Annotated in this window: 13 protein-coding genes; 10 read left to right on the plus strand and 3 right to left on the minus strand. The window is 57.8% G+C overall.

Going from position 1 to position 15,943, the window contains the following annotated elements; translation table 11 throughout:
* Position 1: 1 nt before the first annotated feature.
* Positions 2 to 3,049, minus strand: a complete 3,048-nt coding sequence (gene fdnG, locus B498_RS09215) for a formate dehydrogenase-N subunit alpha (protein WP_085930309.1) — start codon at positions 3,047 to 3,049, stop codon at positions 2 to 4.
* Between the two features lie 220 nt (positions 3,050 to 3,269).
* Between fdnG and yddG the strand changes: the two genes are divergently transcribed.
* Complete coding sequence (yddG, locus tag B498_RS09205; RefSeq protein ID WP_008501732.1) at positions 3,270 to 4,148, plus strand: aromatic amino acid DMT transporter YddG; 879 nt, start codon at positions 3,270 to 3,272, stop codon at positions 4,146 to 4,148.
* Positions 4,149 to 4,777: 629 nt separating this feature from the next.
* Entirely contained in the window at positions 4,778 to 5,887 is a 1,110-nt protein-coding gene (locus B498_RS09200; RefSeq protein WP_008501733.1) for a porin OmpC, read from the plus strand.
* Positions 5,888 to 5,939: 52 nt separating this feature from the next.
* On the opposite strand, the gene B498_RS09195 is transcribed toward B498_RS09200, so the two are convergent.
* Positions 5,940 to 6,884, minus strand: a complete 945-nt coding sequence (locus tag B498_RS09195; RefSeq protein ID WP_008501734.1) for a LysR substrate-binding domain-containing protein — start codon at positions 6,882 to 6,884, stop codon at positions 5,940 to 5,942.
* A gap of 170 nt (positions 6,885 to 7,054) precedes the next feature.
* Between B498_RS09195 and B498_RS09190 the strand changes: the two genes are divergently transcribed.
* Genes B498_RS09190 through B498_RS09160 form a run of 7 tightly spaced genes read left to right on the plus strand, consistent with a single transcriptional unit; the run spans position 7,055 to position 13,505 of the window.
* The gene (locus tag B498_RS09190; RefSeq protein ID WP_032622943.1) at positions 7,055 to 8,005 is read left to right on the plus strand and encodes a branched-chain amino acid ABC transporter permease; all 951 of its coding nucleotides are present in this window, start codon (positions 7,055 to 7,057) and stop codon (positions 8,003 to 8,005) included.
* Between the two features lie 8 nt (positions 8,006 to 8,013).
* Positions 8,014 to 9,120 (plus strand): branched-chain amino acid ABC transporter permease, encoded by a 1,107-nt coding sequence (locus B498_RS09185; RefSeq protein ID WP_008501737.1) that lies wholly within the window; start codon positions 8,014 to 8,016, stop codon positions 9,118 to 9,120.
* Positions 9,117 to 9,884 carry an ABC transporter ATP-binding protein gene (locus B498_RS09180; protein WP_008501738.1) on the plus strand — a complete coding sequence of 256 codons (768 nt, stop codon included), beginning with the start codon at positions 9,117 to 9,119 and terminating at the stop codon, positions 9,882 to 9,884. The genes B498_RS09185 and B498_RS09180 overlap by 4 nt, the downstream gene beginning before the upstream one ends.
* Positions 9,877 to 10,596 carry an ABC transporter ATP-binding protein gene (locus B498_RS09175; RefSeq protein WP_008501739.1) on the plus strand — a complete coding sequence of 240 codons (720 nt, stop codon included), beginning with the start codon at positions 9,877 to 9,879 and terminating at the stop codon, positions 10,594 to 10,596. The genes B498_RS09180 and B498_RS09175 overlap by 8 nt, the downstream gene beginning before the upstream one ends.
* A gap of 28 nt (positions 10,597 to 10,624) precedes the next feature.
* On the plus strand, positions 10,625 to 11,782 hold the full coding sequence (locus tag B498_RS09170) for a branched-chain amino acid ABC transporter substrate-binding protein (protein WP_008501740.1): 1,158 nt from the start codon (positions 10,625 to 10,627) through the stop codon (positions 11,780 to 11,782).
* Between the two features lie 17 nt (positions 11,783 to 11,799).
* Positions 11,800 to 12,282 (plus strand): L-2-amino-thiazoline-4-carboxylic acid hydrolase, encoded by a 483-nt coding sequence (locus B498_RS09165; protein WP_008501741.1) that lies wholly within the window; start codon positions 11,800 to 11,802, stop codon positions 12,280 to 12,282.
* Positions 12,279 to 13,505, plus strand: a complete 1,227-nt coding sequence (locus B498_RS09160; protein WP_008501742.1) for a Zn-dependent hydrolase — start codon at positions 12,279 to 12,281, stop codon at positions 13,503 to 13,505. Before B498_RS09165 ends, B498_RS09160 begins: the two co-directional genes overlap by 4 nt.
* 66 nt (positions 13,506 to 13,571) lie before the next feature.
* On the opposite strand, the gene B498_RS09155 is transcribed toward B498_RS09160, so the two are convergent.
* On the minus strand, positions 13,572 to 15,059 hold the full coding sequence (locus B498_RS09155) for an MFS transporter (protein ID WP_008501743.1): 1,488 nt from the start codon (positions 15,057 to 15,059) through the stop codon (positions 13,572 to 13,574).
* Positions 15,060 to 15,176: 117 nt separating this feature from the next.
* Here B498_RS09155 and B498_RS09150 point away from each other — a divergent pair, with 117 nt between their 5' ends.
* The gene (locus B498_RS09150; protein ID WP_008501744.1) at positions 15,177 to 15,752 is read left to right on the plus strand and encodes a TetR family transcriptional regulator; all 576 of its coding nucleotides are present in this window, start codon (positions 15,177 to 15,179) and stop codon (positions 15,750 to 15,752) included.
* Positions 15,753 to 15,943 lie beyond the last annotated feature (191 nt).

Genomic DNA, 15,943 nt, shown 5'->3' on the forward strand with positions numbered 1-15,943 from the left:
CTTACGCTTTCTCGATGTTGACCAGAAACGCTTTATACTCCGGCGTTTGCGAGTTGGAATCGCCGACGTTTGGCGTCAGGGTATTGGCGATGTAGCCTTTCTGCGCCACCCCTTCAAAGCCCCAGTGCAACGGGATACCGACGGTTTCCACCTGCTGGCCGTGCACGTTCAGCGACTGCAGGCGGCGGGTGACCACCGCCACCGCGCGGATAAAGCCGCGCTTGCTGCTCACCTTCACGCGATCGCCGTTGGCGATGCCCTTCGCTTTCGCCAGCGTTTCGCTTATCTCCACAAACTGTTCCGGCTGCGCGATGGCGTTAAGCCGCGCGTGCTTGGTCCAGGTATGGAAATGCTCGGTCAGGCGGTAGGTCGTCCCTACGTACGGGAACTTGTCCTTTTTGCCCAGGCGCAGCACGTCGTCTTCGTAGATACGCACCACCGGGCTGGAGACCACGTTCGGGTGCAGCGGGTTGGTGCCGAGCGGCGTTTCCATCGGCTCGTAGTGTTCCGGGAACGGCCCTTCCGCCAGCTTGTTGAGGGCGAACAGGCGTCCCAGCCCTTCCGGCTGCATGATAAACGGCCCGGTGTTGCTGCCCGGCGCGGCGGTGCTGTAGTCCGGGATGTCGTTCCCCGTCCACTTCGTCCCGTTCCACTGGATCAGCATGCGCTTCGGATCCCACGGCTTGCCGTTCACGTCGGCGGACGCACGGTTGTACAGCACGCGACGGTTCAGCGGCCATGCCCAAGCCCAGCCCAGCGTGTTACCCAGGCCTGACGGGTCAGCGTTGTCGCGGTTGGCCATCTGGTTACCCTGCTCCGTCCAGCTGCCGGTGTAGATCCAGCAGGATGATGCCGTGGTACCGTCGTCACGCAGCAGCGCGAAGCTGTTCAGCAGCTGGCCTTTCTTCGCCACCAGATTGCCGTTCGCGTCATACAGATCCGCCAGCGCCACGCCGTTGTTCTCTTTCGCGACCTCTTCGGATTCAGGACGATCCGGCTGCTTGTAGTGCCAGCTCATCTTCAGCAGCGGCTCTGCACCTTTGCCGCCTTCGGTGCGGTACATTTCGCGCAGGCGGTGGTAAATCCCGGCCAGGATCTCGCCGTCGTTACGCGCTTCGCCCGGGGCGTCCTGGCCTTTCCAGTGCCACTGCAGCCAGCGGCCGGAGTTGGCAATAGAGCCGTCCTCTTCCGCAAAGCAGGTGGACGGCAGGCGGAACACTTCGGTCTGAATTGACGCCGGATCGACATCGTTTGACTCCCCGTGGTTCTGCCAGAAGGTGGAGGTCTCGGTCACCAGCGGATCGATAACCACCATGTACTTCAGCTTGCTCAGGCTGCGAACGACTTTGTTTTTGTCCGGGAAGGAGGCCACCGGGTTGAAGCCCTGGCAGATATACCCCGTGACGTCGCCCTTATCCATCATGTTGAAATACTTGATGACGTCATAAGCCTGATCCCACTTCGGCAGCCACTCAAAGCCCCAGTCGTTCTCTTTCTGCGCCGCATCGCCGTAGAAGGATTTCATCAGGCTGACGTAGAACTTCGGATAGTTGCTCCAGTAGTTCACCTGATCCGGCAGCGTCGCTTTTGGCGTGTTCGCCGCCAGATAGCTTTGCAAATCCGTCTGTTTTTCAGACGGCAGCGTCAGGTAGCCCGGCAGGCTGGTGGAGAGCAGACCGAGATCGGTCAGGCCCTGAATGTTTGAGTGGCCGCGCAGCGCGTTCACGCCGCCGCCTGCCATCCCCATGTTGCCGAGCAGCAGCTGGATCATCGCCATGGTGCGGATGTTCTGCGCGCCCACGGTGTGCTGCGTCCAGCCCAGCGCGTACAGGAACGTGGTGGTTCTGTCGGCGGCGCTGGTGGAAGCCAGCACTTCACACACCTTCAGGAAGTCCGCTTTCGGCGTGCCGCAGATGTTCTCCACGACGTCCGGCGTATAGCGGGAGACGTGCTGCTTCAGCAGGTTCCACACGCAGCGCGGATGCGTGAGCGTTTCATCGCGCATCGCATAGCCGTTTTCATCGAACTGATAGTTCCAGGACGTTTTATCGTACTGGCGTTTTTCGGCGTCATAGCCGCTAAACAGCCCGTCTTCGAAGGCAAAATCATCCCGCACCAGCAGGTTCGCGTTGGTGTAGTGCTTAACGTATTCCGCGTTGATTTTGTTGTTTTCGATCAGGTACAGCAGCACGCCGGACAGGAACGTAATGTCCGTACCGGAGCGGATCGGCGCATAGATATCGGCCACCGATGCCGTACGCGTAAAGCGCGGATCGACGACGATAAGCGTCGCATCGTTGTTGTTTTTCGCTTCCATCGCCCAGCGGAACCCCACCGGATGGGCTTCAGCGGCGTTACCGCCCATCACCACCACGACGTTCGCGTTTTTGATATCAACCCAGTGGTTGGTCATCGCACCGCGACCAAATGTTGGAGCAAGACTTGCTACCGTTGGTCCGTGTCAGACGCGCGCCTGGTTGTCTACCGCCAGCATGCCGAGCGAGCGCACAAATTTTTGCGTCAGCATGCCGGTTTCATTACTGGCTGCCGAAGCGCATAGCATGCCGGTGGAAAGCCAGCGGTTGACCGTCACGCCCTGCGCATTCTTTTCAATAAAGTTGGCGTCGCGGTCGGCTTTCATCAATTTCGCAATACGGGAGAAGGCCTCATCCCAGGAGATACGCTGCCATTTGTCGGAGCCCGGCGCGCGGTATTCGGGGTAGCGCAGGCGGTTTTCGCTGTGGACGTAGTCCAGCAGCCCCGCCCCTTTCGGGCATAACGCCCCGCGGCTCACCGGATGATCCGGATCCCCTTCAATGTGATAAATCGCTTCTCTGGCGTTCTTCGCGCCATCGCCCAGGCTATACATTAAAAGCCCACAACCCACGGAGCAGTATGTGCAGGTGTTACGGATCTCTTTGGCGCGCAGCAGTTTATAGTTGCGTGCCTGAGCCAGCGCCATTTTGGGAGCAAATCCCAGCATTGCGGCTGTTGTTCCGGCCATACCGCCCGCGCAGATTTTAAAAAATTGTCTGCGGCTGACGTCCATTGCTGTCCTCGTTATCTGAAAAGACTTCGCGCCGCAAACTAACAGCAAAGCCCCTGATTTTTTTGCGTCAAATCAAGGTCATCAGCCTTCCCCCCCTTAATAGTCACCTCCGCAACGTTTCATTACCCCTTTTTGATTAACGGCTTAAGAGAATAATTCACGACAGCGACAGGCGTAATGCGATACATTTTTCCTTTAATTTTTATTGTGATGGCGAGTAATGGACAGAAAGAGAGCAACGCTTATTGGGCTGGCGGCAATACTGTTATGGAGCACCATGGTCGGCCTTATTCGCAGCGTGAGTGAGGGATTGGGGCCTGTTGGCGGTGCCGCGATGATTTACACCCTCAGCGGATTACTGTGTCTGGTGACGGTAGGATTTCCTGATATCCGACGGTTTTCTCCCCGCTATCTTATTGCCGGCAGCGTTTTATTTGTCAGCTACGAAATATGTCTGGCGCTGTCGCTGGGCTATGCCGCCACGCGCGCGCAGGCGATTGAAGTCGGTATGGTGAATTACCTCTGGCCGAGCTTGACGATCGTATTTGCGATTTTGTTCAACGGGCAAAAATCTACCCTGTGGGTGATCCCAGGCCTGGTCATTTCGCTGCTGGGCGTCTGCTGGGTATTGGGTGGCGAAGAGGGATTACACCTTGAGGAAATAACCCGCAATGTCGTTTCCAGCCCTCTCAGCTATGCGCTGGCGTTTGCCGGGGCCTTTATCTGGGCCGCCTATTGCACCGTCACCAGCAAATTTGCGAAAGGGCAAAACGGCATCACCCTGTTTGTATTGCTGACCGCGCTGAGTCTGTGGGTGAAATATGCCCTGAGCGATCAGCCCGACATGGTGTTCACGCTTCCGGTAGTAGTGAAGCTGGTTATGTGCGGTATCGCGCTTGGGTTTGGTTACGCCGCCTGGAATATTGGCATCCTGCACGGTAACGTCACGGTTCTGGCTGCCGTATCCTATTTTACCCCCGTGCTTTCTGCCGCGCTTGCCGCCGCGGTGCTAAGCTCCCCCCTTTCATTCTCGTTCTGGCAAGGCGCGCTGATGGTTTGCGCCGGGTCGTTGCTCTGCTGGTACGCCACACGAAAATAACGCTGCTCGACTGGCCGGGGGAATTTCAACCCGGCAACATAATTAACATAAATTTAAAATGTGATCAGACATCAGAATATTTATCATGATAATAGAGCATCTGTTTAAGTTCGGTTTATATTGAACGCCTTCTGTAAAGCCACCTGAAGCGAGTTGACACAAACTGACAACCCAATGAAATTAGTGAGTGATGAATATTAACGCTCTGGATAGCATGGCGTGCAATAATTCAGCTCTGACAGTTTAATGATAATATGCGGAATAGACGCTGAAAAATTAAAACAACCCATTGTTTTTAAAGAAAAGCAGCAATGCCACCCTCATTAAACCCTCGGAAATTGCGAAATTTAACGCGATAAACAAAAACCATCAGAAATTATAGTAAAAGCAATAATCCCACTGACTAAATAACTATTAATCGTATAAATTCCGACCATATTGTTTGAATGATCGCCTTCTCACACGATCGAGATCACACTAATTGAAATTATCTCTAATATTTTGAAACTTATTATTGAAATAAGACTACGAGATTTTTAAGAATAGCATGCCATTGACGAACAGCCTCGTTTAGAAATCGTTCAAAGTGGTTCAGGAAATACCGAAAAAAATTATAAGGAACATTTAAGATGAAACTTAAATTAGTTGCAGTGGCAGTCACTTCCATGCTGGCAGCAGGCGTTGTTAACGCTGCCGAAATTTACAACAAAGACGGTAACAAACTGGATCTGTACGGTAAAGTGACAGGTCTGCACTATTTCTCTGATGATGCTGGCGCAGATGGCGATAAAACCTACATGCGTATCGGCTTCAAGGGTGAAACCCAGGTTAACGATCAGCTGTCCGGTTACGGCCAGTGGGAATACCAGATTCAGGGCAACAAGGACGAAGGCGACAACCAGTCCTGGACTCGTGTGGCGTTTGCAGGTCTGAAGTTCGCGGAAGCAGGTTCATTCGATTACGGTCGTAACTACGGCGTGATTTACGACGTGACCTCCTGGACCGACGTTCTGCCAGAATTCGGCGGTGACACCTACGGTGCCGACAACTTCCTGCAGTCTCGTGCTAACGGCGTGGCAACCTACCGTAACCAGGACTTCTTCGGTTTGGTTGACGGCCTGAACTTTGCTCTGCAGTATCAGGGTAAAAACGGCAGCGTAAGTGGTGAAAACACCAGCGGCCGCAGCCTGCTGAACCAGAACGGTGACGGCTATGGCGCATCCCTGACTTACGATCTGGGCGAAGGCTTCAGCGTAGGTGGTGCAATGTCCTCCTCCCGTCGTACCGCTGACCAGAATGCGGCTGGCGTATACGGTGAAGGCGACCGCGCAGAAGTATACAGCGGTGGTGTGAAATACGACGCGAACAACATTTACCTCGCGGCGCAATACTCTCAGACCTACAATGCAACCCGTTTCGGTACCTCTAACAACAAGCGTACCGACATTTACGGCTTTGCAAATAAGGCGCAAAACTTCGAAGTTGTGGCCCAGTATCAGTTCGACTTTGGCCTGCGTCCGTCTATCGCTTACCTGCAGTCTAAAGGCAAAGACATCGAAAACTTCGGCGACCAGGATCTGGTGAAATACATCGATGTTGGCACGACCTATTATTTTAACAAAAACATGTCCACCTACGTGGATTACAAAATCAACCTGCTCGATGACAACAAGTTCACTCGCCAGGCAGGCATCGGTACCGACAACATCGTAGCGCTGGGTCTGACCTACCAGTTCTAAATCTTGTCTCTCCAAAAGCCAGCTGAACAGCTGGCTTTTTTATCGCCCTCTTTTACCCGCCAGACGACTCCCCGCCCGCTGCCCGCCGCAGCCAGTTTTGCAGCAGCTTGCCGTCTTCGGTCATCTCTGAATCTGAGCGCACGCAGAGGTAATAGTCGCGTCCGTCATCAATCGGTAGGTCAAAGATCTTCACCAGCTCGCCGCTCTCAAGATACGGCGCAATCAGCGGCTCCCGCATCAGCGCACACCCCAGACCCGCCTGTACGCCCGCCAGCGTCAGCAGACCGTCCTCAAACATTGGACCGCTGCGGCGAACGGGACGCTTCACCCCCTGCTGTACAAACCACTGCGCCCACGTCGTGCGCTCCTCATCGTGCAGCAGCGGCATCTGCAGCAGTTGCTCAGGCGTGTCGATATGGCCGTGAATACGCAAAAACGCGCGGCTGCACACCGGCACCATCTGTCCGGAAATCAGCTTTTCACTCTGATAGCCCGCCCACTGACCGTTGCCAAAACGAATCGACATATCCGACGCGTCGCTCAGATAGTTACGATGGTTGGCATACACCACGTTGATCTCGGTCTGCGGGTTGGCGCGCATGAACGCAGGCAAGCGCGGGATAAACCACCCCATACCAAAAAGCGGGATCAGGCTGATGGTGACCTGACGCGTTTGCGCCTGCTCCGCCAGGTGCTCCGTCGCCTGGCGCAGCACGTTAAACGCCGCACGGATCGAGCGGTAGTATTCACGCCCGTGCTGGCTCAGCACCAGCCTGCGCCCCTGACGCTCCGTCAACGGCATTTGCAGGTACCCTTCGAGCACCCTGAGCTGATGGCTGACGGCCGACGGAGAAATGTCCAGCTCCTGCGCGGCCAGCGTGACGCTGCCCAGCCGGGCGATGGCCTCAAAGGCACGCACAGCCCGAAGCGGCGGATCGTTTGCCAGGCGACTTTCTGCATACGCAGGCAGGCCAACCAATTGTTCTGTTTTATTCATATGTTGATTTCTTTAGGCTTTTCACCCAAAAGCAGGCCTTAATTATATTTATATAAATCATAAATATAGAACAATATCTATTTATCATAAGAAATAATAGATGCGTATTTTACAATTTAATTCATTTATTGGATGGTAGCCGCAGAACGAGCACTTTGCGGGTACAGACGTTGGATACACTCATACAACAACTGATCAACGGTGTGATGCTGGGAAGCATCTACGCGCTGATCGCGCTGGGCTATACCATGGTGTATGGCATTTTGCGCATTATTAACTTTGCTCACGGCGATATTCTGATGGTCGGCGCGCTCACCACGCTCTCCGCCAGTAACGCCCTGAATACCACTTTTCCGCATATGCCGCAGCTGTTGCAGCTCGGCGTTGCCCTGATGATTGCCATGGCCGTTTGCGCCCTGCTGGCGATGGCCGTGGAACGCTTTGCCTACCGTCGACTGCGCAACGCCCCGCGCCTCGCGCCGCTGATCTCGGGTATCGGCGTTTCGGTCCTGCTGCAAACCGTGGCGATGATTATCTGGACGCGCAACCCGCTGATGTTCCCGCAGATCCTGCCGATGGACCCTATCGGCGTCACGTCCGGCAGCGAAGCGCATCCTCCTGCCATCGTCACCGTCACCGGTATCGTCACCGTTGTCCTTGCGCTGGCGGTGATGACCGGGCTGTGGCTACTGGTGGAATACACCCGCCTGGGGCGCGGCATGCGCGCCGTGGCGGAAAACCCGCGCGTGGCCACGCTGATGGGGGTTAACCCAAACGCCATCATCACCCTGACGTTTGCCATTGGCGGGGCGTTTGCCGCGCTGGCAGGCGTGATGATGGCCAGCAATTACGGTAACGCCAGCTTCTCGATGGGCTTTTTGCCCGGGATAAAAGCCTTTACCGCCGCCGTGCTGGGGGGCATTGGCAACATTCGGGGCGCCATGATTGGCGGCATCCTGCTCGGCATTATCGAAGCGCTGGGCGCAGGCTACCTGGGTGAACTGACCCACGGCGTATTTGGCAGCAACTATCAGGATGTCTTTGCCTTTGTGGTGCTGATCCTGGTGCTGGTCTTCCGTCCGGCTGGCCTGCTGGGCGAGCGCGTGGCGCACAGGGCGTAAGGAATACCATGACAACACTTCAACTCCAGACCCCGACGACGACACGCAAATTCTGGTCAGGCATGAGCCTGTTCTGCCTCGCGCTGCTGATTGCTCCCGTAGTGGCCACGCAGCTTGGCGGCAACTACTGGGTGCGCGTTATCGACTTCGCCCTGCTCTACATCATGCTGGCGCTCGGGCTAAACATTGTGGTGGGCTATACCGGCCTGCTGGACATGGGCTTTATCGCCTTTTACGCGGTCGGCGCCTACCTCGCGGCACTGATGGCCTCCCCACACCTGCTGGAGGTGTTTCCGATCCTCTGCGTCTGGTTCCCGGACGGGCTGCACACCTCGTATCTGCTCATTATTCCGCTGGCCGCCCTCGTCGCGGCAGTCTGCGGGATTTTACTCGGTGCTCCTACGCTCAAGCTGCGCGGGGACTACCTGGCGATAGTGACCCTCGGCTTTGGCGAAATTATCCGCATCCTGATGCGTAACCTCGACCGTCCGGTGAACATCACCAACGGCGCAAAGGGCATAACCGGAGTGGATACGCTGAACCTGTTCGGCCTGAAGTTCAGCGGCGTATACCACTGGTTTGGTTTCAAAGTGCCTGCCCTGTGGCTGTGGTACTACCTGCTGATGCTGGTCATTGTGGCGATTATTTTTGTCTGCCTGCGCCTGCAGCATTCCCGAATTGGTCGCGCCTGGCACGCCATCCGCGAGGATGAAGATGTGGCGCGCGCGATGGGCATCAACGTGCGTAACTATAAATTGCTCGCCTTTGCGATGGGCGCCTCCTTTGGCGGCGTGGCGGGTGCGCTTTTCGGCGCGTTTCAGGGCTTTGTCTCCCCGGAGTCCTTCACGTTACAGGAATCGATTGCCGTACTGGCGATGGTGGTGCTGGGCGGCATGGGGCACATTCCGGGCGTGATCCTGGGCGCGGTACTGCTTACCGCCCTGCCGGAACTGCTGCGCAGCCAGGCAGCACCGGTTCAGCAGGCGCTGTTCGGTACGGTGCTGATTGACCCGGAAGTGCTGCGCCAGCTGTTTTACGGTCTGGCACTGGTGCTGGTTATGCTGGTGCGCCCGTCCGGGATCTGGCCGGTACGCCACAAGGAGGCGAAGGCATGAGACTGTTAACCGTACGCAACATGACAAAACGCTTCGGCGGGCTGACTGCTGTAGATGACGTTTCCTTAACCGTGAACAAAGGCGAGATCTACGGACTGATCGGCCCCAACGGCGCGGGAAAAACCACCTGCTTTAACCTCATCACCGGCCTTTATCCGGCGGACAGCGGCGAGTTTTCGATAGCGGATAAGCCCTATTTCCCAAAACACATAGAGAAAGTGACCGCCGCCGGGATTGCGCGCACCTTCCAGAACGTGCGCCTCTTCAACGACATGTCGGTACTGGAAAACGTGATGGTGGGCCGCCACGTGCGCACCCGTAACGGCCTGTGGGCCGCGCTGAGCCGCCATAAACGCGCTCGCGAAGAAGAGAAGCAGACCCGCGAGCTGGCCTGGCACTGGCTGGACTATACCGGCATTGCGCAGTTCGCCCACTATCGCGCCTGCGATCTGGCCTATGGCCATCAGCGTCGCCTTGAAATCGCCCGCGCGCTGGCAACGGATCCGCTGCTGCTGGCGCTGGACGAACCCGCCGCCGGGATGAACGCGGCGGAAAAAGTGGCGCTCGGCGAGCTGCTCATCCGCATCCGCGATCACGGCAAAACCCTGCTGATGATTGAACATGACGTCAAGCTGGTGATGGGCATCTGCGATCGCCTGACGGTGCTTGATTACGGCAAAACGCTCGCCAGCGGCACGCCGGAAAACGTGCGGCGCGACCCGGCAGTGATCGCCGCCTGGCTTGGAGGCAACGCCCATGTCTGAATTACTGAAGGTAGAACGTCTGGACGTGCATTACGGCGGCATTCAGGCCGTACGCGATGTCTCATTTGCCCTGCGCGAGGGCGAACAGGCTACGCTGATCGGCGCTAACGGCGCGGGGAAAAGTTCCACCGTGCGCGCCATTACCGGGCTGGAAAACTTTAGCGGCAGCATTGTCTTCAGCGGTAAAGCGGTATGCAAACAGAGCCCGGAGACCCTGCTTCGCGACGGGCTGGTGATGGTCCCGGAGGGCCGCGGGATCTTCTCCCGCATGACGGTGCTGGAAAACCTGCAGATGGGCGCCTGGCTCAGGCGTGACACTGTCACCGCCAGGCGCGAGATGAACGAGATTTTCGAACGCTTCCCGCGTCTGGGCGAACGCCAGCATCAGCTTGCCGGTCTGCTGTCCGGCGGCGAGCAACAGCTGCTGGCCCTTAACCGTGCCCTGCTCAGCCGCCCGCGCCTGCTGATCCTCGACGAGCCGTCAATGGGCCTTGCCCCGAAGATGGTCGAGAACATATTTGCCGTTATTGCCGGGCTGCGCGAGCGCGGCGTCGCCCTGCTGCTTATCGAACAAAACGCCCGGCTCGCGCTGGAGGTGACCGATAGCGCGTGGGTGATGGACAGCGGCAGCATTGTTCATCATGGCGAATCGACAGCGCTGCTCAACGACGACCAGATTGCACAGATTTATTTGGGCGAAATGCCCGTTTAACCACACCAGCCAACATCAGGGAAATACAATGAAAACAGTAAAAATCAGCGCGCTCAGCGCCGCTATTCTGCTCGGTGGTTTTGCCTCAACGTCCGCGTGGGCCGCTGACGGTGAAACCGTGGTCATCGGACTAGCAGGCCCGCTGACCGGCCCGTCTGCCCGTATCGGGAAAGATCTGGAGAACGGCGCGCAGCTGGCCATTGACGACATCAACAAGCAGCACCCGACCATCGGCGGCAAAGCGGTGACCTTCAAACTGCAGTCCGAAGACGATCAGTCCGACCCGCGCACTGCCGTAGCCGTCGCGCAGCGTCTGGTGGATAGCGGCGTGGCGGGCGTGGTCGGTCACTGGAATACCGGCACCAGCATTCCGGCGGCCCGCATTTATCACGATGCAGGCATCGCCCAGGTGGCGCCGGTCGCAACCGGTCATGCCTATACCCAACAGGGTTTTGACACCAGCTTCCGCGTGATGGGCCACGACGATGACGGCGGCCAGCTCGCCGGTCAGTACGCGGTTAACACCCTGAAAGCCAAACGCATTGCGGTGATCGACGACCGCACCGCATTTGGTCAGGGTCTGGCAGACCAGTTTATTAAATCGCTGGAAGCGCAGGGCGTGAAAATTGTCGATCGTCAGTACGTGGATGACAAAACGGTCGATTTCAGCGCCGTACTGACCGCCATCCGCAGTAAAAACGCCGATCTGATCTTCTTCGGCGGCGTCGACAGCCAGGCCGCACCGCTGGCGCGCCGCATCAAACAGCTGGGCATGAATGCCACGCTGATGGGCGCAGGCGGATTCGTCAGCCAGACGTTCCTCAAGCTGGCGCAGAAAGAAGGCGAAGGCGTTGTGGCGCTGGAGCCGGGTCTGCCCGTTGACCAGATGCCGGGTGGTAAAGCGTTCGAGCAGGCGTACCAGTCCCGCTACCACACCCATATCGAACTGCACGCCCCGTTCGCCTATGACGCCACCCGCGTGCTGGTGGCGGCGATGGAAAAAGCAGACTCCGTTGAGCCGTCCGACTATCTGCCCGCCCTGCGCGCCATCAGCTATTCCGGCGTGACCGGACAGATCGCGTTTGATAAAGAGGGCAACCTGAAATCGCCGTCGTTCACGGTCTACAGAGTTGTCGACGGCAAATGGCAGCCGCAGACCGTGCTGGGCGGCGCAAAAGCGAAGTAACGCAGCGAGGCAATGTGATGAGTGATAATAATGAGCTGGGCATTCTCGCCCGCCGCAAAATTGAAGCCGAAATTATTAAGCCAATTTATGAAATCCTGGTGCGCGAGATAGGGAAAGACCGCGCCCAGGCGGTGATTGGTGAGGCCATTGAGCAGGCCGCGATTGACGCTGGCAAAGGGTTTGCCAGCAAAGAACCCAACGGCGCAAACATCAAGAGCTTTATCGCCCTGCAGTATCTGTGGGAGAAAGATAACGCCCTGGAGGTGAAGGTGATTGACGCCGACGACCAGCAGTACAACTACAACGTGACCCGCTGTCGCTACGCGGAGATGTACCACGAGATGGGGCTGGGCGAAATTGGTCACCTGCTCTCCTGCGCGCGCGATGAAAAATTCATCGTGGGCTATGCACCCGACGTAGAGCTAACCCGCACCACCACCATTATGCAGGGCGGCGCGTGCTGTGATTTCCGTTACCGCAGCAGTAAGGACAAGCCATGATCCGCGTCAACGCCGAACGGCTGTGGTCAACGCTTGAGATGATGGCGCAGATCGGCGGTACGCCCGCCGGTGGCGTCACCCGTCTGGCACTGAGCGAGGAAGATCGTATTGCGCGTGACCTGCTTCGCGACTGGGCGCTGGACGCCGGTTTTACCTGTGACGTCGACAGCATGGGCAATATGTTTATCCGTCGTGCGGGGAAAAATCCGCAGCTTGCCCCGGTCTTGACCGGTTCGCACGTGGATACGCAGCCGCTGGGGGGGAACTACGACGGGGTTTACGGCGTGCTGGCCGGGCTGGAGCTGCTGCGAACGTTCAACGACCATCACATTGAGACGGAACGTGACGTTGTGCTGGTCAACTGGACCAACGAAGAAGGCGCGCGCTTCGCGCCAGCCATGCTCTCTTCAGGGGTCTGGACGGGGCAATTTAACGAAGCGTACGCCCATGCCCGCGCGGATAGCAACGGTATCACCGTGGGTGAAGCCCTGGATAACATCGGCTACCGGGGTGAAGCCCCTGCCCGCGCGTTTCCGGTTCACGCCTGCTACGAGCTGCACATCGAGCAGGGCCCGATTCTGGAGGACGAAGGTCTGGATATCGGGCTCGTCCGCGCGGCAATGGGCCAGCGCTGGTTCACCCTGACGCTGGACGGATTTGCCGCCCATGCAGGAACGACGCCGATGCACAGCCGCCGCGACGCGCTGACCGCCTTCGCGGAGCTGGCGCTGAAGGTGGAGGAGATTGGCTATCGGCATGCGCCGGACGGACGGGCGACGATCGGTATGGCGCAGGTTACGCCAAACTCGCGCAACGTCGTGCCGTCTCGGGTGGTCTGCAGCGTGGAGTTTCGCCATCCGGCGCAGACGGCGCTGGAAGCCATGGAGGCAGCGCTGCATAAGGTGGCTGAAAGCCTGAGCCTGCGCGGGGTGGCGGCTGTCGTTGAGCGCATCTTTGACTACGCGCCCGTCGCGTTTGATGCCGAATGTCTGGCCCGCACGGAGAAGGCCGTGGCGGAACTGGGCTACTCGGCGAAACCGATGGTCTCCGGCGCGGGACACGACGCCTGCTATGTGAGCAAAATTGCCCCTGCCAGCATGATTTTTATCCCCTGCGTGAAGGGCATCAGCCATAACGAAGCGGAAAGGATCCTGCCGGAGTGGTCAGAGAAAGGGGCAAACGTGCTGTTGCACAGCGTGTTGGCCGCGGCCCAGGAAAAATAAACCGGGTGGCGCGGCTCGGACAACCGCGCCCGTAGGCCCGGTAAGCGCAGCGCCACCGGGCGTGTTTTACCCCTTCGTCACCTTCGCCAAGCTGAACCAGATCCCCCCTGCCAGCAACAGCAGCATTCCGCCCGCACTCCCCAGCGCCACGCTGTGGGAAGTAATAAACGCACTTTTCGCCGCCTCAATCACCGCCTCCGCCAGCGTCGGCGTCAATTCCTGCGCCACCTTCATCGCTTCACCAATCGATGACGAGGCTTTATCGACGAGCGAGGCATTCAGCCCCTGCGGCAAGTCAATCGACGCCGAGAAGCTGCGGGTCAACAGCAGGCCAAAAATGGCGATCCCCAGCCCGGCCCCCAGCTCATAGGACATGGTTTCAATGGCTCCGGCGGCAGCCGCCTTCTCTTTCGGCGCGGCCGCCATAATGGCCGAGGTCGAGGCCAGCAGCGCGCTGGCGGCACTGAAGCCGAGCAGCACCATCAGCCCCCACGCCTGCCACTGCTGCGTGCTGAAGTCGAGCGTCGACAGGCCGATAAAGCTGACCGCGCTCAGCCCCATGCCACCCGCAGCGACAATGCGTAGCCCCAGACGGCCCACCAGCACACCGGCAATCGGTCCGCTGAACCCGCTGGCCACCATTACCGGGAGCATAAACATGCCCGCCTCGAACGGCGTAAAGCCATGGACAAACTGCAGTTCCTGCGCCATCAGCAATTCAAAGCCCACCAGGGCGATCATCGCCGTCATCGCCATTACCACGCCGCTTAAAATGATGCGGTGACAGAACAGGCGCATGTCGATCATCGGCACGCGGGCGCGAAGCTGGATGCGCACAAAAATAAACAGCATCACGGCCCCCGTCAGCAGGGTACACGCCACCAGCCACGGCGCCAGAGCGCCCTTAAGCGCGGTTTTGGCGCTGTAGACCAGCAGCAAAATCGCCACAATCAGCATGATGGCATGGCTGATATTCAGCGGCTGCTCTGGTCGGCCCTGCTGACGGGGGACAAAACGCGCGGCCAGCGACACCACCACCAGCACAATCGGTACGTTGATCAAAAACACCGATCCCCAGTAAAAATGCTCCAGCAGCATACCGCCAATCAGCGGGCCAAACGCTGCCCCGCCGGAACCGACCGCCGCCCAGACGCCGAGCGCGATGTTGCGATCTTTCGCGTCGGTAAAGAGCGTGCGGATCCCCGCCAGAGTGGCAGGAATGATCATGGCCGCACCAATCGCCAGCGAGGCGCGCGCCGCGATCAGCCACCCTGCTGAGGGAGCAAACGCTGCCGCCAGCGATGACAGGCCAAACAGCGTGCTGCCGATCATCAACAACCGTTTAAAACCGATGCGGTCACCCAGGGCGCCCATCGGCAGCACCATTCCCGCCATCACCAGCGAGTAAATATCGATCATCCACAATAGTTCATTGCCGCTGGCGCCCAGCGTCATGCTCAATGTCGGCGCCGCTACGTGCAGCACCGTCGCGTCAATCGCCACCGGGATATACACCAGCACGATAATCACTAACGCTAACCACTGACGAAACATAAATTTCCTTTTCATCTCAAACCTGGACACATGTCCAGATTGCGATCCTACGTAAAGTTGAACGCGTGTCCAGCTTTTTGTTACACTCGTTTCATTCCTATTGAGAGTAGTGAAAAAATGCAATATTTGAGCAAGGAAGAGAGACGGGAAGCGATCCTGCAGGCCGCGATGCGCGTGGCGCTGGCCGAGGGGCTGGCAGCCATGACGGTACGGCGAATTGCCGCAGAAGCAGGCGTCGCGACCGGACAGGTCCACCACCACTTCGCCTCCGGCGGCGAGCTAAAATCGCTGGCCTTTGTGCGCGTGATCCGCGAGCTGCTGGATGCCGACGTGGTGGGTGAAAACGCCAGCTGGCGGGAACGGCTGCACAGCATGCTCGGCAGTGACGACGGCGGGCTTGAGCCTTACATTCGCCTCTGGCGGGAAGCTCAAATTCTCGCCAGCCGGGATCCTGAAATCAACGCGGCTTACGCCCTGACCATGGAGATGTGGCATCAGGAGACCGTGGCGATTATCCGCGCCGGGGCGGAGGCCAACGCCTTTAAGCTTACCGATCGCGCGGAAAATATTGCCTGGCGTTTGATCGGGCTGGTTTGTGGGCTTGATGGGATCACGATTTTAAATATGCCCGAAATGGACGATGCGGCATTTAATAAGCATCTCGATAAACTTATCTCCCTCGAATTGGGTTAATACTCCCAACGGAGTATTATTTACCGCGAGTTTTACAATTAGTAACACATTAAGCGAACCCATATTTCCTTTCGAATCTCAGGGGTTCGCTTTTTTATCTATCCTTTCAGTTGTATCCAAAAACATCCAATAAACCAACCAGCGCACTCACATCTATCTAACTGTTTTCATTTGTTTTCTCTTCATCTGGC

Origin of the sequence: Enterobacter sp. SST3 (genome assembly GCF_000286655.1) — a bacterium.
In the GTDB taxonomy this organism is placed as follows: Bacteria; Pseudomonadota; Gammaproteobacteria; order Enterobacterales; family Enterobacteriaceae; genus Enterobacter; species Enterobacter roggenkampii.